Below are 21,956 nucleotides of genomic sequence, written 5' to 3'. Positions count from 1 at the left end.
TTCTGATAATAAAATAAAATAATGAAATATTTTAATTTTTTTGCCATATTTTTATTTCTTTTGATAGGGGCAAATATGGTAAAGGCCCAGGACTCAGATGGTGATGGCATTACAAATGTCATTGATCTGGATGACGATAACGATGGTATCCCGGATGCGGAAGAATCACCGGACTGCTTCTATACCGTATACGAAGCCAACAGAATTACTTCTGTTATTTCAACATTAAATGGGGGAGTCGGGGATCCTGCAGCAGGTAGTAATATTGCATCTCTGTATAATGATAATCTCAATGATGGAACTACCGTTACTGCTTATAATTTTGCGGCATTACAAACAATTACTTCGGGATCAGGAATCTTTACGGTTCAGTACCCAACTCCGGTCGTTCTGAAATCATTGTCCGTTACCCAGGCTGCCAGTGGAATGGGGGCTAGTGGTTTTGCCAAATTATATGGTTCTAATGATGGTACAAGCTTTACACTTCTTACCACGGGTGCCGGTATTAGTATAGCCGGGACTAATCCCGTTTTTACTAATACCTCAACAACACCTTATCTATATTACCAGATCAGGTATATAGGAACTGTTTCTGCGGGTAATGCCACCTCGGTTACAGCGGGTACGGCTGCAATACACGAGATTACATCCCTTCTTTCAACAACAGCGGTTTATATCCCTTCAGCACATCCGAAACCCGGAATTTGCAGTGTAGATACCGATGGAGACGGAACTCCCAACCATTTGGATACCGACAGTGACGGAGATGGCTGCCCGGATGCTTATGAAGCAGGAGCGACTTCGAATAAAACAGTCAGTGTTCTACCTGCTCCTTATGGAACGAACGGTTTGGCCAATTCAGTAGAAACCAGTGCAGACAGCGGACAGGTTTCTTACGTTTCCACCTATGCAAAATATGCCAGCAATTCTAATCAGAACCTGTGTACCGATACAGATAATGACGGGGTTCCCAACCCTATTGATATAGATGATGATAATGATGGAGTATTGGATACCACCGAAGGAGACTTTTGCGGAAGAATAGACAGGAACATCAGAGTAGGGTATTTAGCAAGTGGTGTAGGAGACGATGGTCTGGCTTCCAATATGCTGTTAAACCTGAATAATTTTGGTCCATACGGTACTTATAATAAAACTACAGGAATCACTTTAGTTCCTTTTGTTACTGAAGCAGGCATCACCGAGGCAAGTCTGCTTGCGAACAATGTAGATGTATTTTTTGTAGGATCTTCAGCCGCTGATGCCACTACCAGTGCAGATAAAGTATCTACAGCCCTTAACACCAGACTAATTACCTGGGCCCAGAATAACAACAAATCTATATTTGCCCTTCAGAATAATGCCATAGATTATGGCTATACAATTACAAATAACAACGTAAACCCAAACACTCCCTCGGGAACCATAGGAACGAATACCTACACTAACGGATATTGGCCTACTCCGGCGCTGAATCAGTCAGGAGCAATTCAAATGACCATACAGTCTACTACAAGGCAATTTGACATTCTGATGACGGATGCGAATCTCAGACCTGTAGTGATTACAGATAGAGGATATAATTTGCTGATCTTCCCGGACGCTACCATCTATAATGCAGAATCGGGCATGATCACTCCGACGACCGATGACCAAAAGGCCATTGCAGACACCTGGACCTATTTCTTTGACAGGTTTGTTGCGCCTCAATGCAGCACACTGGATACGGATGGAGACGGTACTCCCAATCATCTGGATTTAAATTCGGATGGGGATACCTGTAGTGATGCTTTAGAAGCCGGAGCAACAACTTCCTTAACTCCTAACTTTGCCTTTACTTCACTGGCGGGTACGGCAACGGATACCAACAGTGATGGGTTAGCAGATATTGTAGATGCCAATACCAACGGAATTCCGAATTACCTGAGTACCTATGATCCTCAGGCATTGGATGCTACGATCAGGAAATGCCTGGACAGTGATGGAGATATTCTGCCGGATGCTGAAGATTTGGATGACGATAATGACGGCATTTTGGATACGAATGAGGGAAATACCTGCAGTGCACTCAATAGAAATCTAAGGATAGGATATCTAAATACAGCGTTGGGAAGAAGCGGATTAATGATCAACATGCTCAGCAATACGGCTAATTTCAGTCCTACAGGAACCTATGATAAGGTCACAGGGATCACTTTTGTACCTTATGCTACTGAAGCAGCCATTACAGAAGCCCAGTTGCTGGCTGATAATATAGATATTTTCTATGTAGGATCCTCAGCGGCTGATGCCCAGACTTCGGCGGATAAGCTTTCAACAGCGGTAAATACCAGGATATTGTCCTGGGCAGATAATAATAACAAAGGAGCGATTGTATCTCAAAATAATGCAACCGATTACGGGTACCAGGTTACTAATAATAATTCGAATACGGATGTTCCTTACGGGCCTATCGGAGATGCTGTTTTTACCAATGGATATTGGCCTGAAAGTACATTCAATCAATCCGGAGCGATACAGATGACCATTGCTTCCTTAACGAGAACCTATGAAACCGCAATGGTTGATGCTAACGGGAAAGCTGTTTTTATCCGGGATGCAGGCAGGAAAATAGTGGTACTTCCGGATGCAACTGTTTTTACAACCTACCAAGCTACAGCAACAATCACCAATGCTGAATTAAGAATAGCAGCAGATGTTTGGGCGTATGGTTTTGACGTGTTTTTAGATGGGCTGGAGACATGTACTACACAAGACACTGATGCAGATGGCATCCCCAATCAGCTTGATCTGGATTCTGATAATGACGGATGTGTTGATGCACTGGAAGGAGCGGCTAATATTGCAAGCTTACAATTAGTTAATGCAGGCGGAACTGTTTCTGTAGGAACAGGATCTATGGCTTCTAATCAAAACTTATGTGCGGGTTCTTCATGTGTGGATGTAAATGGGATTCCTACTATTGTGGGAAGTGCAGGACAGGGAATAGGTGATTCTCAAAATGCAAGTGCTAAAGGTGAATGCTTAGATTCAGATAAGGATGGCATTATTGATAATTGTGACCTTGATGATGATAATGATGGCATTTTAGATATTTCAGAAGCAGCATGTCCACTCTCTGGACAGACTATCAGAATTGGCTATATTCCAAATTCGAGAGATATAGATGCTGATAACGGATATACTTTTGACGGATCATTGATGAATAGCTCTGGAGCTCTGAAACTGACGAATCCGGCTAATTTTGGGCCTTCAGGTACTGTAAGAGCCAATGTTGTACTAGTACCAATTACAGCTAACCCTATTACTAAAGCCAGTATTATTGCACTTAATTTAAATGTTGTATTTATTGGAGGGATAGATGGTTCTAATTCTTATCTTTCCAATGCAGAATTTGATGCGGTTAAGGACTGGTCGGACGACTCTTCAAAAAATGTAGTGGTAACCACACAGTTTTCAACAGTTCCTTGGAATGTTACTATTAACTCTGGAAATGTAAATCCAAATACTCCAACTCCATTGGGAACCGTTTCACCAATATTTAAGGGCCCATTTGGTACTATTACTTCTTTTGATCAGGGAGGCGGTATTCAGAACTATTTCGATTCAAATTTAAGCTGTTCATTGCAACCATTGGCAAAAGAAGGTTTAGGAAGAACAACCGTTTATCTTGATGCTAATTATAATGACCTACTATTGGCAGATGTGGATATGCTGACTACTATTGGAGGAGTAACTTCTGGAAATGCTATAACGTCTAACAATGATAAATTCTTTGCCAATATATGGGCATTTGCAATCAATCAGGCTGTTTGCTCAGGGCAAGATACAGATGGTGACGGAGTGATTAACCGACTTGATACAGATAGTGATAATGATGGTTGCCCCGATGCACTTGAAGGCTCTGAAAATGTTTTTTCTTCGCAGATATATCCGCTAAATGATCCTCTTTATCCGGGACAGATTAAAGTAAAAGCCAATGGGATAACTACAGGAATTCCTTCTGAAATTATCAGTACATCATTAACTGCTTATGGAGTTCCGGAATTAGTCAATAATGCAGCCAATAACTCATCAGGAATTGCAGGAATAGCTGACAATACGGATAGTACTTCAGATATAGGACAAGAAATAGGTGATTCTCAGAATGCTTCCATAAGCTCAGGATGTTTCTGCTATAAGCCTGCAGTAGTGGCCGGAACCGTATTGGATGCTAAATCTGGAATAACAGCACTCGGCAGAGCCGGAACAGACAACGGCAACTGGCCAATGGTTCGTAAAGGAGCCTGGACAGCACTGGAAGCCAAAACCAAAGGATTTGTAGTAAACAGGATTCCTACCACAGCCCAGGTGAATGCCATTGCCACTCCTGTAGAAGGAATGATGGTGTATGATGAAGAAGCTGACTGCTTAAAGATCTATACCACAACCAATAACGGAACTTCATTCAGCTGGCAGTGTTTCAATACACAAACCTGTCCGGATTATTAGTAACCCTCTCAACTCATAATATTCTCAAAATGAAAAAAATATTCATCTCAATATTGTCCATTATTTCCATCTGTGTTTCTTCACAGGTGGCAATAGGCAAGAGTTCAGTGACCAATTCTTCCGTTTCACTAGAGTTTGGAGCAGAAAACCGGGGACTTTTGTTACCCTGGGTAACTTCTGCAGCAGGAGTAACAGGAGCTGTAGATGGCACAATGATTTATGACATTACCGATAAAAAGATCAAGTACCGCAAAAACGGAACCTGGTTTGACCTGAGTGTAGACGCTACAGGAACTGTGAATACCACACTGCAGGATCCGCTTGTTGAAAAAGCCTCTGCTAAAACCGCAATAGGAACCAATGCTGCTACTGATCCCACTCCGGGTGTTTTAGTATTGACAGATATCAACAAAGCAATGATTCTTCCCAAAGTGGACAGTCCCCATGTCAATATCATCAGTCCTTCTGCAGGGATGGTTGTGTATGATAATGTAAAGCATCAGCTGGCTGTTTTCAACGGAACAGTGTGGTCCTTCTGGAAACCTTAATGACATTATTCCCAATTATTAACTTATAAAAAATATCATGATGAAAAATATAGTATTTACGGCTTTACTCATATTACCATTTGCTGTTTATTCTCAAACGGGAAATGTGGGAATTAATACTTCCTTACCGGGAAGTACCCTTACAATAAATGGCTCTGTAGCCGGACAATATAGAAATGTATCAGCCTCTACAACGCTTGGGGTAAATGATTTTTATATGGCATTTAACGGCAGTACTCCTGCTACATTTACCCTGCCGGTAGCTGTGGCAGCCAGTCCTGCTGCTGGAAATATCCTGGGAAGGGTATATTATATTAAAAATACCGGAACAGGTCAACTCACCATTGCAGCAGGTGGAACGGAATTGATAGATAACCAGTCGGGAGCAGGAGTGGCAAACTTTAAGCTGAATCCTGGTGGCTATGCTATGATTATCAGCAAAGGAACAGCCTCCGGTACCACATGGGAGCTGGCTACATTCATTGATAAAACAACGGCAACCATTGCTGCGCTGGGAGCCACAGATACAGTAACTTATACAGGAACTGCATTTACCGCTTTTAATAACAGTACTCCGCAAATTGTCCCATTTTCTGTAGGAGATGTTATTGTTAATCAGGGAGGATCTGTATCATGGAATGATGCAGGAGATTACTGGCAGATTTTGGAATCTGGAGTGTACAAAATAGAAGGATATTCCTATTTTGGGAGTGGTGGTGCGCCTTCGGGTGCTTTTCAATGGACGGGGATTAACCTGAATATTACTAAAAATGGGACAGCCGTTACGAATATTATTGGTGGAAATCGGGGAAATTTTATGGACATCATTGCCCAGTCAGCGAATACGCCGATTAATGTCAACTGTATAGTGCATTTGAATGCAGGAGACCGGGTTTATCTGACGATGAATTGGGGAGCCGGAGATAAACCTACTACAAATGTACAAATTACGGCTCCTAATTCCCTTGTAGAAAGCAGGAATTTCTCAATGCAACAACTGTCTGTCCCTTAATATCATGAATACAATGCATCACAATGAAAAGGAAATGAGAGAATTTATTTTAAAGCTAATTGACACCAGGCAAAAAAGTATTTCACAAATTTCCAGAGAAAATGATATTTCTAAAAAAAATATTTATAAATGGATGGTTTATAGGTGGATAGAAAAACATGTGAAAAAAACTAATCTTCAATAAGATGGATATAGATTTTAAAGAAATACATATAGGAAAGTATATTAGAGAACAGATGGAACAGAAAGAAATTTCTATGGAAAGGGCATGCAATTTTTTCAAAACCGGGGAAAAAGAGGTGATAAGGATGTATGGGAATAAAAGTATAGACACAGATTCTCTCTTGAAATGGTGCAAGCTGCTGGAATTTGATTTTTTTAGACTGTATGTAAATCATCTTTTATTGTATGACGGGATCTCTCAAACTAAAAGCAATAAGAAAATAAGGCAAAGTGGAGAAAAGATTATTTTCCGGAAAAATATTTATACCAAGGAAATCAAGGAATTTCTGGTAGGTCTGGTCACTTCTAATCAAAAGACTGTATCGCAGATCACTGAAGAGTATAATATTCCAAGAACTACACTGTATAAGTGGTTAAGAAAACATTAAAATCTATTATTATGAGGACACCCAACTATCAAAAAATTTATTCCGATCTTTTAAAATATAAAGGCCTGGAAAAAGAGATTATGATTCCACAATTGGATAAAAGCATTGATATTATTAAATTCAATAACCTGATATCCAAAAGAGTAGGAGAGAAAAAATCATATATCACCCAACAGTCAAAATCTTATGATGAAGAATCCATCATTGTATTGCTTCGTTATCAAAAGGAATATCATCTTAATAATACACAATTAGCTAATGAGTATGGACTCAGCAGAAATACTGTAGCAAAATGGAAGAAGATTTATCAGGAAAAGATATGATAAAGTTTCTGTAACCCGACTAGATTTTAAATTAAGGTGTACAACCATTCAGAGTTTAGAAGAAAAAAAATAAGCAGCCTCATTTTGAGACTGCTTATTTTGTTTTTGATTTGTCAATACATTTACTGTTTCCAGAAAGTCCAGACATTCCCATTAAAAACAGCTAACTGTTTATTAAAAGTATCATACACGATCATTCCCGGGGCCGGATTGATGATGTTAAGATGGGGACTGGCAACTTTCGGCAGAATCATTGCTTTATTGCTGTCTTCCAAAACCAAAATACCCGGAGTGGATGTTGGAGTTCCTATAGATGTTTTGGCAGCTGTATTTTCTGTAGCTGTATTTTGGATAGTCACCCCATCTACACTGGTAAGCGGATCAACAGTGGTTCCTGAAGTATCTATCGAGAGATCTTTCCATCCTGAAGCATATTTTACCTTCACTTTTTTATCGGTAAGGTCATAGGCCATTGTCCCGTTTACAACACCTGTTACAGCTCCCGTTGAGGTCACCCAGGGTAGTACTATTCCCCGGTTGGCCGTTCCAAAATCCATTGAAGCGGATGGAGACGAAACGGCTGTCTTCCCTATGGCAACCTGGGAAAAAGCGATCCCGGAAAATAAAGTCAATATAATTACGGATATATTTTTCATCTTGAATGTATTAAATGTTAATTAATTAGTAGGACAGGTTTGGGTATTAAAGCAAGCCCATCCGGCAGCAGTTCCATTGGTGTTAACCTGTAAACAATCCAGGGTAATATTATACACCATCATTCCTTCTACCAGATCGGCAGCCGGAATAGCAGTAATCTGTGCAGAGGTCAGCCTGTTGAGTACAAAACCTTTTGTTTTGGCTTCAAGAACCGTCCATGCCCCTTTTCTTACCATTGGCCAGTTATTGCCTCCTGTAGTAGCTCCGGCTCTTGCCAGGGAAGTAATTCCCAGAGGAGAGTCTAAAGCTGTTCCTGCTGTTACCGCAGGCTTGTAACATACTGCCTGAGTATTCGTATCTGTTGCCGTATTATTGGTATTATTGACTTCCGTTATGTTAGACGGAGGAGTAATGGTTGCTGTATTAACAAGGTTTCCAGAATAGGCAAAAGGTATATTTACCACAACCGTATAGGTTACACTGCCTCCAACAGGAAGACTCACCAGATCATTAATTGCGCCTGATTGCGTTCCGGATACGGAGGTAGTGGCTCCGCCTGCTACAACTGCAGTATAACTAACATTTGCAGGTGGAATTCCTGCAGGAACAGGATCTGAAACAGTAGCCCCTAAAACTCCAAACGGACCACTGTTACTCACTGTTACAGTATAAGTGGTAGCGGTACCGGAAGCATAGGTTGAAACTCCGTCTGTTTTGGTTACAGCAAGATCAGCACTGAAAACGATAGGGGTAGTAACACAATGTGCACCGTCATTTCCGGAACTTGGAGGTGCATTGGAAATAAGAACCCTCTGTCCCGTAGTAAGATTAAACTGATAGAAGCCTCCCGTATTATCTACACCATACATTTCACCTGTGCTGGAAGCAAACATAGCTCCAAAATTTCCAGATCCAGGCGTAATTCCTATTGGGACTACAACCCCTGTAGTTGGATTAACGGACACAAGTTGCCCATTGGTTGAGTTGACACCATATAACAGTCCAGTTGTGATGTTGTAGGCCATATCAGGTAAATTAACACTTGCTGAAATCGTAATCAATGTAGCTGTTAGCGTTGTCAGGTTTATTCTGTAAATCTGATTGCCGCTGGTATTTATTTTTACATAGTAGTTCCCCAGATTGTCTATCTCTCCGGAGTTATATGTAACTGCACCTGGTAAACCTGTTACGGTTCCGAGTGTGTTATAGGTACCATCAGCATTGATACGGATAATTGTATTAGAATTGCCAAGTATTCCGTACATAAAACCGTCAAGCGGATTGATACCTATTGCATTATAATTTGAAGCGGCCACAGGTCCTATCTGTGTATAAGTAAACGGATTGGTAGCCGTATCTACATTGTACAATGTATTTAATTGAGAAAGGTACATATTGGTAGTACATCCGAATCCAGTTAAACACTGAGTATCCTGAATCGCCGAATTAGCTGAAATTCCTACTCCTTGTCCCTGATCCGCACCTGAATCTGCAGCGCCGCCAGAGTTTACGATCACGGGTACCCCTTGGGCATCAACAGCCCCTGTAATACTTCCATTTGGATTTAACTGGGCAACAAGTACGTTTTCATCTCCTTCAAGGGAATCATAACAGCCGTCTCCGTCGGAATCCAGATCCAGGTAATCCGGTGTTCCGTCTCCGTCTGTATCTCTGTGATTACAGAAAGTAACTGTATTCTGTGAAATAGTAATCAATCCTCTATTTCCTGCATTCCCTGCACCTGCACCAGCGGTACTGGTAAATGCTGTATAGTCCCAGGTATAAGTATTACCATAATTTACCCCAAAAGGCAATGTTGAAGCTGTAGCCCCCGTATTGGTAGTATTCTGGAATTGCATTCTTGAGTAATATCCGCTTCCCAGGACCGCTCCGGCATTGGCGGCATTAAAAGATGAAAATAAATTGAGCGGTGTATTGCTGCTATAAGAAGAAGTTCCCGTTACTGTAGGTAAACTTCCGATGGTAGTGGTATAATTTCCCAATTGGGTAATTCTGCTGGTGCTTAGCAGATATCTGAACCACGAGTCTGGTGTATTGGGTGAGGCACCCGTCTGATCTTCAGTAGTTGTATTATTAGCAGGTAAGCCGGTATACAGAGAAGTTGTATTGGGAAGTATTCTGAATTCAGTTGTTGAAGTATTGAATACGCTCCAGGTATGGTTCTGTGCATTCACCGTATTGTTAAGGTCTGAATAGGCGAAAGGAACAGTAAAACTGCTTCCTAATGATGCTACTGCAGGACCGGAAGTTAAGGCATATACCAGATTAAAGTTTCCACCGTTGACCCCTATGGTGGCTCCTGCCAGAGTGCTGGCCATATTCAGAGTATAAACACTTTGAGAGGTACAAAAGCCTTCATCTGTATCTAAAATGCCGTCATTATCATCATCCAGATCCACGGTATTGTCGATCCCGTCACCATCTGTATCAGTAACAACCGGTGTAGGTGTTACACTGGCAGTATTATTTGTGGTATCAGGATCCGGAAGATCTCCGGAAATAGTAGCTGTGTTCGTATAGCTACCTGCGCTTTTTACAGTTGCATTAACTTGTAAAGTAGCACTTGCTCCAGCACTTAGATTTCCTATCGTCCATACTCCGGTTCCGCTGTTATAAGTCCCGGTAGAGGTTGTAGAGCTAACATACGTATATCCTGAGGGAAGAAGGTCATTTACCACTACGTTGGTATTATTGGAAGCTCCCGTATTATTAGCCGTCACAGTGAAGCTAATAGTGCTTCCTGCAGCTGGTGTTGCGTTATTAACTGTTTTTGTAACTCCTAAGTTAGATTCTAAAGCAGTTACTCCCAGCATATAGCCTTCTCCTGCTGTATTTGTCGCTCCGTGCCAGTTAGTACCTGTATTGGCAGCAGCTCCACGTGTAAATATTCTTAAGGTTATAGTTGTTATACCCGTGCCTGATACCAAAACAGTTCCCCTGGAAGCATTGGCGGCGGCACCATCAGGAGTTGTGGCTGAATTTAGTATCTGAGTAGAAGTAACATTCAAAAGAGCTGTACCTGATACCTTTGAAAAAGTTACCGGTACATTAGAAGACACATAATCAAATTCAGCTGTATAAGACTGTCCGTTTGATGTTCCTCCGAGTGCATTAATCTGTAAATATGGATTATTAACCGGTCTGCTGAAAGTAAGGGTTAAATCCGCCATTTGCCAACGTTGATTTGTGGCTCTTCCGGCAGCTGTCAGCGGCTGAACATTGGTGGAAAAATTGATAGCCCTGTTTGTGGTAATGTCAATACCAGTCCCTACCGGTGCATCGCTGCTCGTAAAAGGAGTATTAACGGTTGTATTTCCGAAAGCATTCATTAATGTCAGAATAGGTTCTCCCGGATATCCCATAAAAACAGCTCCGTTATAGCCGGTAAAATTGGTTTGTGTATACTGCTGATTGCTCATAGTATACGTAACATTCAAAGCACTGGGGTTTGCATAAGTAGCATAAGTGCTACCAGTAGGGTTGTCTGTGTTGTTTCGTAGCCTGATTACTGTACTCCCTACAACATTCGTTACATTGGTAGTGGGGTTGCTGTCACCTGCGGCCATCTCTAGGGAAGGAGATTGAGCTTTTGAACAAACCGTAGACAATACCACTATCAATAAAAAAAGTTTACCCCTAATAGCTTCCTGGCCATAACTGGGTTTAGAAAATAAGTTTTTTATCATGATTTACATTTTATTAGCATAAAAATAATACTTATTATTGATATTATGATGAATTTCCAAAAAAAATAAATTATTAATGTAATTTTTAATAAAAATTAAAAATAATTATTAAAATTGATATTATTTTCACATTTTTAACAAAAACAGCTTGCAAATCAACAATAGAAGAGTTGGGTAAAGCTAATTGCTGATACAGCGAAGTGTTTGATGGCTGGTCATAAAATTAAAAATTGTATTCTTTTTTTGACTTCAAATCTCACTTATTTTTGTAACGGATCTTTGGTATGGCACCTTAAATTATTAATTTCTTTTTATATTTGTGGTTCGAAACTGGAGTTCTTTGGTTTGCATCTAAAGTACTTTTTTGAATTCATTAGCCTCCGATTACAAATCAATGATAAGGTGTACACTTGTATTAAAAGTTAACGCTGCGAAACTGAAAGCTTCAAAAAACATCCAGCCAAACATTAAGCTTCATTTAAAACACACACCGGCAAAATATTAATATGATTATTAAAATCAATAAAAAAATAATCATAAGAATTGAATATTAATTTTAAACACATATTATCTCAGAAAGCTATTTATATAGCGGTTCTGTCGACCTGTTTAATTGCCGCTGCTGCATTTGCAGTTCTGAGCGTTCTCATTACTCATGACAGCCGGAAAAACAATGAAGAATTTGCACGGAAAACATTTTTCAGGAAATACGAAACCATAGAAAAAGAATTCAGGAATATAGAGGATTATCAGTACCTGCTTCGGGCTTTGATCCAGAAAGACGGATTGAAAAACTATAAAGAATATTCTTCCGTTCTAAACGACCTGAACCGGAAACGCAATCTGCTTCCTTACAGCTGGTATGCTTACCATAACCATGCTTCCGGGAAATTTGAAAGTGAGAGTTCTTTATCGTATCTGTTCAGAAAAAAAGAACAGCAGGGGAAATTTATAAAAATAGAAAATAACGGTTCCGGACATTTCAGAGATTTTCTCACCACCCGTAAAGACAGCATGTACTGGGTAAGTTATGACTCTCTTGTGCTGCCCGGACAGGATATGCTCTACTACGGTTCTGCGGTAAGCCTGGATGACCTTCACGAATACTTTATCAACATAGATAAAACGCCGAACAATTATGCCTATGTTTTCACCAGGGAAGGGGTCTGCATTACCCATCCTGATAAGAAATATTTAGGAAAAAATATTTTTGATTTCACCAGCATTAAACCCAAGGACACCATAGCCGGTAAAACAAAATCCGGGTATACCGAAGCAAGCACAGTCTCCGAATACCTGAACGTAGAGGTAACCCGTTTCATAAAGCCCCTGAAAACCGATAATTTTGAGGGATATACAGTTGTAAACCATGTCAATTTCCTTATAGATGAGAGTGTCAATAAAACAAAAACCTATACCGTTTATATCTTTCTGGCAGCCCTGTTTCTTATCGTAACTGTTTTTATTTTGTTTCAAAGGTCCACAGCGCTGGCATACCGTGAAAAAGAAAAGATCCAGTCTGAAAAAAATCTCCTGCTGGTAGATAACGAGAAAATGCATAAGGCAGAAGCCCTGCACCAGCTTCAGCAGCTTAAAAATAACATCAATCCCCATTTCCTGTTCAACTCGCTGAATTCTCTTTATATGCTCATCGGGCTTAATAAAGAAAATGCGCAGAAATTTACCATGAACCTTTCCAGGATTTACCGGTATCTTATTGTACCTCCCGGAGAAAGCATCGTTCCTGTTGCACAGGAAATCAGTTTTATCCGGCAGTATATGGACCTCTTGAAAAGCAGGTTTGATGAGGAACTTAGTTTTGATCTCATCATCCATAACCGGGAAAGTCTGGAAAAAAGGATTCCCTATCTCTCTCTTCAGATGATCGTGGAAAATGCAATCAAGCACAATATTGCTACCATAGATCATCCGTTAAACATTATTATTACTGTTGAGCACGATGGTGTCAGTATTAAAAATACATGGCAGCCAAAGACAGAAGAAAATGTTCAGGGTGAGAAATTCGGAATTGATTATTTGAATCAGGTTTATGATTATTTTAAAAATAATTCTGTTAATATTTCAGTAGATGGTGAATATTTCATATGTTTTTTACCCTTATTGGAATAAAAAATGAAATCCACTCACTCCCAAAAATACACCTCTCACTCCCTATTAATGTTGATATTATTTCTTTACCTATAGTTTTGCGGGCAGAAACATGGGATATCTAATAATTTGGAATGAATAGGACTATTTTAATGAAGAACTACAGACTGGCACTGTATTTAGGACTCGCTTTAGCCTCACCGGCAGCACTTGCACAGAAAAAAGACACTTTAAAAACAGATAAAGAAAAATCAGAGAAAACAGATTCTTCAAAAAAGGCAAAGAAAATTGATGATCTGATCAAAAAAGGAACTTACAAAAAAGGCCTTCTGAATACCATTCAGGTAAAAACAGATGTCTATTTTGAAATTCCCGACAGCCTGATGGGACGTCAGTTTCTGGTGGTCAATAAACTGTCACAGGTTCCGATGCAGGTGAACGAAGCCGGTTTGAATAAAGGAATGAATTATGAAAACAAAGTCATTTCCTTTCACCGGGATACCGTAGCCAAAAAGGTTTGGGTGAAAACGGTTGTTCCCCAGGTATCATCACCTAAAAACGATGCCATTACAAGATCTGTTCAAGATAACTTTTCAGAATCTGTGATTGAGGTTTTTGATATTGAAGCCCAAAACAATGACTCTACCTCTGTAGCCATTAAAGTCAATAAAATTTTTGACGGAAATCAGAAAAGCTTCAACGATGTTCTGGCCAATGTAGGCCTTGGAGGATCTGTAAAGTCAAACCTTTCCTACATAGAAAAAGTAAAGACCTTTCCTCAGAACCTTGTGGTGAAGTCTCAGCTGACGACATCGGTAAACGAAGGAGGTGTGGATCTGCCGGTAACACTTGGTGTGACTACCAATCTCGTTTTGCTTTCCAAAATACCGATGCAGCCGAGAACAGCTGATTCAAGAGTCGGTTTTTTCAGTGAAAAGCACTGGACATTCAACGACCGTCAGCAGAAAATGGATGAAAAGCAGCTCATTACCAGATGGAGGCTTGAGCCCAAAGACGAAGATAAAGAAAGATACTTAAGAGGTGAGCTGGTAGAACCCAAAAAACCGATTGTTTATTACATAGATCCGTCAACCCCAAAACAATGGCGCGAAAAGATCATAGCAGGGGTCTATGACTGGCAGGCAGCTTTTGAAAAGGCAGGCTTTAAAAACGCCGTTATTGCCAAAATGCCAGATGAAAAAGATGAAGACTTTGACATTGATGACGTAAGATATTCTGTGATCACATATGCTGCCTCACCTAAGGCCAATGCGATGGGGCCGTCGGTAGTGGATCCGAGAAGTGGTGAAATCATTGAATCGGATATCATATGGTGGCATAATGTGATGACTTCCCTCCAGGAATGGATGAGAATCCAGACAGGACCAATAGATCCTAAGGCCAGAGGAAACACATTCAGTGATGAACACATGGGAGAAGCCATTCGTTTTGTATCCTCCCATGAAGTAGGACATACCTTCGGGCTTAAGCACAATATGGGAGCGTCTTTCGCATTTCCCGTAGAATCGCTTCGTTCAAAAGAATTTACCGACAAAATGGGTGGAACTGCGCCTTCCATCATGGATTATGCACGTTACAATTACGTCGCTCAGCCGGAAGACGGAGTTACAGCAATCACTCCAAAGATCGGGGTCTATGATAAATATGCTATTGAGTGGGGCTACCGTTGGTATCCGGATGAGATATCCGAGAAAAAGGGACTCAGGAATTTAATAGAAAAACATCAGGATGATCCTATGTATTTCTATGGTGAACAGCAGAATTATTTGGAAACCATCGATCCGCGGTCACAGTCTGAAGATCTGGGTGACGATGCCATGAAAGCCGGGGAATACGGGATCAAAAATTTAAAGATCGTTGTAAAGAACCTTCTGACATGGACTTACGAAGACGGTAAAAGCTATACCGATGCCGGAAAGCTGTACCTGGGAGCAATAGGGCAGTGGGACCTGTACACAGGGCATGTAATGGCCAATGTAGGCGGAATTTACCTGAACAATACGGTTTTCGGCAGCGATAAGAAAGCGTATGAAGCAGTACCGGCAGAAACCCAGAAAAGAGCAGTTGATTACCTGATCAGAAATGCAGTACATCTTCCGGAATGGCTGTTTTTCAATTCCATCACAGAGAAAACCTATCCTGTTAAAAATTCACCGATGGGACCGTTCGAGCAGACTCCTTACACCTTAGCGAGAGGAATGCAGTACGGAAATATTTACTCCCTGTTTATGGATGATCGACTGCTCAGAATGATCGAAAATGAATTAAAGCACGAGGTATCAGGCTCAAAAGAAGAAATCTACACCGTAGAAAATTTATTTGATCAGGTTCGCGGAGCCATTTTCAGCAAAAAGGGAAGTCTGACCATCCTTGAAAAGATGACCCAGAAAAACTATGTAGATGCTTTAATTGTTTCCGTCAATAAATTATTTGAAAAAACAGCAGTCAAAGCTTTAAAGGTTGAAAATACACTGAACGTCCCGATGATCTGTAACTTCTATGAAGAAGATCACGGTCTTAGGAATATCAACTATTCATCCATGAAAAGAGTATCTGAAGTCACCACTTATAAAAGAGCGGAACTGCAGAAAATACTGAACTTATTATATAAAACTAACAACAAAGGAGATGAAGCTTCCAGGGCTCATTACGCAGACTTGATCATCCGGATAAAAGAGGCTTTAAACAAATAATCAGCTATGAAAAAAACTCTAATACTTTTACCTCTTTTGGCGGCTCAGATTGCGTTGGCCCAGGAAAAGAAAACCATTACAGGGAAAATTGAAGACGAAAACACTTCCGGTGTTATTGCAGGAGCATCTGTAAAAATAGAAACACAGTCCGTTTCTACAAAAACCGATCTTGAAGGAATTATTGAAAGCGTATCCGTAGGTACGGTAACCGACAGGAACGGAAAATTTATCCTCGAAATTCCTGCAGACACCAAGTCCGTACTTATCAGCTATCCGGGCTATGAGTCCAGGATCATTCAGGTTACTGAAGATAAGACCAATTATACGGTAAGACTGATTCCTGAAGTTACAGACAAAAATAAAATTCAGGAAGTCATCATTACCGGATATCAGAAAATTGAAAAACGTAAGCAGACTTCTGCGGTTTCCACCGTAAAGATGGACAATATCAACCAGGCCGGTGTTGCCAGTGTAGATCAGATGATGGCGGGACAGATTGCCGGAGTTGTGGTGACCCCTGAAACAGGAGCTCCCGGAAGCCCCGCGAAAATAAGAATCAGAGGAACAGCTTCCCTTTCCGGTCCGCAGGATCCGTTATGGGTGGTTGACGGTCTTCCGTTAGAAGGAAATGATGTTCCTAATTTCAGCGATAAAGATAATATAGACCAGCTTCAGAACTTTTCTATTGCAGGACTGAACCCTAATGATATTGAGGATATTACCATCCTGAAAGATGCAGCCGCTACAGCCATTTATGGAGCCAGAGCTGCAAACGGTGTGATTTCCATCACCACAAAAAAAGGGAAGAAAGGAACAATGAGGCTGAACTTTTCGGCGGATACTTTCGTGACATCACGCCCTGATTTCAGCAGACTGAATCTGTTGAACGCCTCTGAAAAAGTTGATCTTGAATTAATGCTTGCCAGCCGTGCCGACCTTACATACCGTGCCGATAAAGGAGAGGTGATGAGAATTTTAATGAAAAACGGCCAGCTTGATGCCTACAGAAATGGAGGATTGGGCGCATTGAGTTCAATGACCCGCCAGCAGATTGACGGTTTAAGAGCCAACAACACAGATTGGGGGAAATTATTGTACAGAAACGCCATTAATAAGCAGTATGGAGTAAGCCTTTCAGGAGGCAGCGACCGTTCGGATTATTATTTCTCGCTGGGGTATTATGAAGAAGAAGGAACAACCATAGGGACAGGTTTTGAAAGATATAACCTTACTTTAAAGAACAATTACAAAATAAGCGATAAGTTAAATGCAGGAATCGCTATTTTCGGAACACGCAGCGAGAAAGAGTCGTTTATGACAGATGCAGATGCATCAGCGAGCCCGGTTAATTATTCAAGAAATGCCAATCCGTATATGAAGCCTTTCAATCCGGATGGAAGCTATAACTATGATAAGGATATAGACGGTTTTGCAGATACCTATATTCCTTTCAATTTTCTTGAAGAAAGAGAGAATACCGAGTATACCCTCAAGAATCAGTCATTAAAGGCGATATTGGATTTAGAGTATAAAGCATCCAAAAGCCTGAGGTTTACTTCACAGCTTGGAATTCAGTATGATACCAATAAGACGGAAAAATATGCCGGACAGGAAACATACTTTACCAGAAAGATGAAAGAAGCCACCCGTTACTATAAAGATGGCGCCTACCGTTATTTCCTGCCAGCCGGAGATATCAAGCAAAACTGGAATAATGATTTCTATCAATACAACTGGAAATTACAGGGGTTGTACAGTACGAGAATTAATTCGGTACATGAGATCGATTTAATGGCAGGAACCGAAATCCGTAAAACAGAAGATAATACTACGGTTACCAGAGCTTTTGGTTTTAACAGTCTTACGAAAACAGGAACCCCGATTATATTTCCCAACTCTGATTTCGCCGGAGATAAAAAATACGAAACCTATCGTGAAATGCCTACTGTAGAGAACGCTTATGCTTCTATGTTTGCTACGGCTTCCTATACCTATGATCAGAAATATACGTTTTTCGGAAGTGTGAGATATGATGGGACCAACCTTTTTGGTGTCAATAAAAAGTACAAATACCTGCCAATATGGGCTGTTTCCGGTTCCTGGCTGGTGACAAAGGAAAACTTTATGAAGAATGTACCTCTTATTTCTAATCTGAGATTAAGGACTTCCTATGGTTTACAGGGAAATATTGACCGTAATACATCACCGTTTTTTATCGGGGAATATGGGGAAGCCAACATTCTTCCCGGAACAAAAGAAGAAATTATTAATGTAATCACTGCTCCGAATGATAAGCTCCGTTGGGAAAAAACAACCAATGTGAATGTAGGACTTGATCTGGGATTGTTTAAAAACCGTATCAACCTTACCGCTGATGTATACAGCAGAAAAGGAACAGATATGATCAGTATGAGAGAAACACCCCTTGAAACAGGATTCAATTATACGATGATGAACTGGGGGAGCTTAACAAACAAAGGTTTTGAATTGGCAGTTTCTACCAGAAACATCGATAATGAAAACTTCAAATGGTCTACCACTATCAATTTTGCTCATAATAAAAGCAACGTCATTACTGAGCAGCCCCGTCAAAATTCAATGCTTCCTTCAAGAGAAGGACTTCCTGTAAATGCTGTATTTGCTTTGAAAACAGCAGGAATGGATGAGAATGGAAACCCCATGTTCTGGAAAGGAAATGAAAAGGTAAAAATTGAAGATTTCTTTAAACTCTATGATGTGTATGAAGAATTCCTTCCCGGGCAGCTGGTAGGAACGAAGCTTACCGCTGAAGAAATGAGAGGCCTTTTTACCTACGTTGGAGACAGAGATCCTAAATTTACCGGAGGTATTATAAATACCTTTAAAGTACATAATTTCGATCTGACTGTTTCAGCAGCTTTCAACTTTAAGCAGACGGTGATGAGATCACCTTCTTACAGAGGAATGAATTTAGACAGAGGAAGAAATTATACAAGGGATATCTATGAAGCAGGAGTTTCACTCCCTGCCATAACAAGTCCTGATATGGAAAGTAATCCGGGATGGATGGGAAACAAATGGCTTACCGACAGTCCGAACAACACCTATGGTCTGCTTGATATATGGGCAAAAGAAATCAGTTACCTGAGAATCAGCAGTATCCGTTTAGGATATACACTTCCTAAAGAATTTACCAATCCTATGGGAATCAGCAGTCTGAGACTGAGTGTGGAAGGGCGTAACCTGTTTGTATTCAGTAACGGGTATAAAGGATATTTTGATCCGGAAACCTATGGTAATATTTATGCACAGCCTATTGCCAAATCAGTGACAATTGGCTTTAATGTTTCTTTTTAAAACTTGAAAAAATGAGAAAAATAACTACATTCATTGCTCTGGCAGTAATCAGCTTTACAAGTATTGGCTGTGACCGCTTTCTGGATATACAGCCCGAAGGGAAAGTGATTCCGGTTAGTGTTGAAGATTACAGAAAAATACTGACATCCGCATATTCCAAATATCCTATTCATAAATCCCTGTCTGCACTTCGTACAGATGAGATGGTGATAGACGAAAATACCAGTGATTTCCCTTACTATCGTGAGCTGGCTATGTGGAAGGATAGTAATTATGATGCTGAAACAAAAGAATTTCAGTGGGCAGATTTTTATACGGTCATCTTCTACCTGAACCAGGCGATCAACGAAGGGAGTAAGACCATGAAAGATTCTCCTGAAAAAAATCAGATTCTGGCAGAAGCTTATGCGTTGCGTGCCTATTCCTATTTTGATTTGATTAATTTATATGCAAAACCTTATAATGCTGCTACGGCTTCTGCGGACAGGGGAGTTCCTATCAGTTTAAAAGCTGACATGGAAGCAGTATTAAAACCTTCTACCGTACAGGAAGTCTACAATCAGATTCATGAGGATATGGGAAAAGCAGAGGGTCTTATGGTGGAACAACAGCAGGCTGCCGGTGCCAACTATAAATTCTCTAAAAATGCGCTGATGGCTTTTAATGCAAGACTTGCTCTTTATCAGGGAGACTGGAATAAAGCACTGTATATGGCACAGGCAGTATTAGCCGTAAAAGGGGAACTAAGTAATTTAAATACCAGCAATACTGCCCCCAACCATTATATGTCCGTAGAATCTATCCTGGCATTAGATAATCCGTTGAATACCAATGTGCAAAATGTAATTTTTGCCTCCCCGGAATTGATTTCAAAATATAATTCTGCTACAGACAAAAGATTTGGAATCTATTTTGAAAAAAACAACAGCAGGTATAAAGTTATTAAAGGAGGAAGTAATAATTTCAGGGTATCTTTCAGAACAGCTGAATTATATTTTATAAAATCTGAAGCATTATTAAAACTCAACAGGCTTGATGAAGCTAAAGAAGCATTGCTGAAAGTTTTAGCCAACAGATATACTCCTGCAGGATATACCGCAGTTCAGAACGAGATCAGTCCAATGAATGCTTCACAATTCATGAGCTATCTTCTGGATGAAAGATTCAGGGAGTTTGCTCTCGAAGGCCACAGATGGTTCGATCTGAGAAGAGCAGACCAGAAAAAAATTATTCATATCGTCAACGGTGTGGAATATATTCTTCAGCAGAATGACCCGAGATATACCATAGAATATCCGATGAGTGCCAAGAAGAACAATCCGAATTTATAAAACATTCATATTAACACCCCTGAAACCGCTTGAACATAATAGTTTTAGCGGTTTTTTTGTACTTTTGTAATGTTATGAAAATCGCCATTATAGAAGATGAATTACTGGCTGTTAATTATCTCAAAGATTTATTGGATAAACAAAGCATAGTCCCTGTTACAGAGACTGTGATTCTCCGCTCAAAAAAGCAGGCTATAGACTTCTTCAAAAACCATTCGGCAGATCTTATCTTTATGGATATCCATTTGGGAGACGGAATGAGTCTGGAGATTTTCGAACAGGTGGAACTCTTTACACCCATTATCTTTATCACCGCATTTGATGAATATGCGATACGTGTTTTCAGACATTTTACCATAGATTATCTTCTGAAGCCTTTTGAAGAGAGTGATCTGCATCAGGCGTTACAGAAATTCATTTCCATAAGGTCTAATTTCGATCCGGAACCTGTTTTACAGTCTATTTCCACATTACGTCAGGCAGAAAATCCCGGAAAGATGGATCACTTTATGGTGCGGGAAGGAAATAAGCTGAAGTCAATAGACGAGCATCATACCGCTTATTTTTTTGCCTCGGGAAAATATCTTTTTCTCACAACGATGGACAACCGGACCTATATTTATGATGATACCATTAAAGATATCATCCACAAACTGAATCCGGAACTTTTTTTTAAAATCAACCGTAAGTTTATCATCAATAAAAATGCAATTGTTGAGATCATCAAGCATTCCAGCCAGAAAGTAGAACTGAAACTGTCGCCTGCCCCTGAAATCAATTCCGATGTATTTATCAGCAAAAGACAAATCACGGAATGCTTAAGCTGGCTGAAAAACTAGCTGTTATCAGAACGTCAGCAACTTACCCGTTTCCGGACTGCATAAGTGTCTTTTCCCGTTTTTAGAGGTGCAAAAATCAAAAAACTGGAAGCATGATTGTATCCGAAAAACTGGAATTGTTGATGAAAATATCCTGCTGCAATTTTAAACTTTTTAAACATTTCCGGACCGGATTTCTTTTGAAAGAAATAAATTATTACAAAAACGGTCGTTCTTTTTGCAATCTTAGGTCATTTTTAGGCTCAATCACGTATATATTTGCTGTCATTTAATTAACA

The 21,956-nt window shown here is 40.2% G+C and carries 12 protein-coding genes; 10 read left to right on the top strand and 2 right to left on the bottom strand.

All coding sequences use genetic code 11. The features are described 5' to 3' along the window. The first annotated feature begins 21 nt into the window (after positions 1–21). The 5 genes from AC4IFE_RS12305 (at position 22) to AC4IFE_RS12285 (ending at position 6,985) form a co-directional block, all read left to right on the top strand. A complete protein-coding gene (locus tag AC4IFE_RS12305) occupies positions 22–4,491 on the top strand; it encodes a phage tail-like protein (RefSeq protein WP_490757475.1) in 4,470 nt (1,489 codons plus the stop codon). A 29-nt stretch (positions 4,492–4,520) separates the two neighbouring features. Continuing rightward, entirely contained in the window at positions 4,521–5,039 is a 519-nt protein-coding gene (locus tag AC4IFE_RS12300) for a phage tail-like protein (protein WP_490757474.1), read from the top strand. 40 nt (positions 5,040–5,079) lie between these two features. Beyond that, positions 5,080–6,051: a hypothetical protein gene (locus AC4IFE_RS12295; protein ID WP_490757473.1), complete on the top strand. Its 972-nt coding sequence runs from the start codon at positions 5,080–5,082 to the stop codon at positions 6,049–6,051. A 185-nt stretch (positions 6,052–6,236) separates the two neighbouring features. Continuing rightward, positions 6,237–6,662, top strand: a complete 426-nt coding sequence (locus AC4IFE_RS12290; protein ID WP_490757472.1) for a transposase — start codon at positions 6,237–6,239, stop codon at positions 6,660–6,662. An 11-nt stretch (positions 6,663–6,673) separates the two neighbouring features. Then, positions 6,674–6,985: a helix-turn-helix domain-containing protein gene (locus AC4IFE_RS12285; protein WP_490757471.1), complete on the top strand. Its 312-nt coding sequence runs from the start codon at positions 6,674–6,676 to the stop codon at positions 6,983–6,985. Between the two features lie 122 nt (positions 6,986–7,107). Here AC4IFE_RS12285 and AC4IFE_RS12280 read toward each other — a convergent pair whose 3' ends face one another. Both AC4IFE_RS12280 and AC4IFE_RS12275 read right to left on the bottom strand, forming a co-directional pair. Continuing rightward, on the bottom strand, positions 7,108–7,641 hold the full coding sequence (locus tag AC4IFE_RS12280; RefSeq protein WP_490757470.1) for a phage tail-like protein: 534 nt from the start codon (positions 7,639–7,641) through the stop codon (positions 7,108–7,110). Positions 7,642–7,662: 21 nt separating this feature from the next. Further along, complete coding sequence (locus tag AC4IFE_RS12275) at positions 7,663–11,349, bottom strand: DUF6923 family protein (protein WP_490757469.1); 3,687 nt, start codon at positions 11,347–11,349, stop codon at positions 7,663–7,665. 543 nt (positions 11,350–11,892) lie between these two features. On the opposite strand from AC4IFE_RS12275, the gene AC4IFE_RS12270 reads away from it, so the two are divergent. The 5 genes from AC4IFE_RS12270 (at position 11,893) to AC4IFE_RS12250 (ending at position 21,678) form a co-directional block, all read left to right on the top strand. Then, on the top strand, positions 11,893–13,479 hold the full coding sequence (locus tag AC4IFE_RS12270) for a histidine kinase (RefSeq protein WP_490757468.1): 1,587 nt from the start codon (positions 11,893–11,895) through the stop codon (positions 13,477–13,479). Positions 13,480–13,592: 113 nt separating this feature from the next. Then, the gene (locus AC4IFE_RS12265) at positions 13,593–16,172 is read left to right on the top strand and encodes a zinc-dependent metalloprotease (RefSeq protein ID WP_490757467.1); all 2,580 of its coding nucleotides are present in this window, start codon (positions 13,593–13,595) and stop codon (positions 16,170–16,172) included. 6 nt (positions 16,173–16,178) lie between these two features. Continuing rightward, positions 16,179–19,508 (top strand): SusC/RagA family TonB-linked outer membrane protein, encoded by a 3,330-nt coding sequence (locus AC4IFE_RS12260; RefSeq protein ID WP_490757466.1) that lies wholly within the window; start codon positions 16,179–16,181, stop codon positions 19,506–19,508. An 11-nt stretch (positions 19,509–19,519) separates the two neighbouring features. Next, entirely contained in the window at positions 19,520–20,839 is a 1,320-nt protein-coding gene (locus tag AC4IFE_RS12255) for a RagB/SusD family nutrient uptake outer membrane protein (protein WP_490757465.1), read from the top strand. 74 nt (positions 20,840–20,913) lie between these two features. Continuing rightward, the gene (locus AC4IFE_RS12250; RefSeq protein ID WP_490757464.1) at positions 20,914–21,678 is read left to right on the top strand and encodes a LytR/AlgR family response regulator transcription factor; all 765 of its coding nucleotides are present in this window, start codon (positions 20,914–20,916) and stop codon (positions 21,676–21,678) included. Positions 21,679–21,956 lie beyond the last annotated feature (278 nt).

Source organism: Chryseobacterium sp. UF-81 (genome assembly GCF_058245105.1).
Note: the sequence above shows the minus strand (reverse complement) of the source record. Positions and strands in the feature narration are given on the sequence as shown.

Coding starts and splice junctions, on each gene's coding strand:
- AC4IFE_RS12255 (WP_490757465.1), top strand. CDS start 19,520: ATGAGAAAAATAACTACATTCATTGCTCTGGCAGTAATCAGCTTTACA.
- AC4IFE_RS12300 (WP_490757474.1), top strand. CDS start 4,521: ATGAAAAAAATATTCATCTCAATATTGTCCATTATTTCCATCTGTGTT.
- AC4IFE_RS12295 (WP_490757473.1), top strand. CDS start 5,080: ATGAAAAATATAGTATTTACGGCTTTACTCATATTACCATTTGCTGTT.
- AC4IFE_RS12305 (WP_490757475.1), top strand. CDS start 22: ATGAAATATTTTAATTTTTTTGCCATATTTTTATTTCTTTTGATAGGG.
- AC4IFE_RS12260 (WP_490757466.1), top strand. CDS start 16,179: ATGAAAAAAACTCTAATACTTTTACCTCTTTTGGCGGCTCAGATTGCG.
- AC4IFE_RS12285 (WP_490757471.1), top strand. CDS start 6,674: ATGAGGACACCCAACTATCAAAAAATTTATTCCGATCTTTTAAAATAT.
- AC4IFE_RS12275 (WP_490757469.1), bottom strand. CDS start 11,349: ATGATAAAAAACTTATTTTCTAAACCCAGTTATGGCCAGGAAGCTATT.
- AC4IFE_RS12280 (WP_490757470.1), bottom strand. CDS start 7,641: ATGAAAAATATATCCGTAATTATATTGACTTTATTTTCCGGGATCGCT.
- AC4IFE_RS12265 (WP_490757467.1), top strand. CDS start 13,593: ATGAATAGGACTATTTTAATGAAGAACTACAGACTGGCACTGTATTTA.
- AC4IFE_RS12290 (WP_490757472.1), top strand. CDS start 6,237: ATGGATATAGATTTTAAAGAAATACATATAGGAAAGTATATTAGAGAA.
- AC4IFE_RS12250 (WP_490757464.1), top strand. CDS start 20,914: ATGAAAATCGCCATTATAGAAGATGAATTACTGGCTGTTAATTATCTC.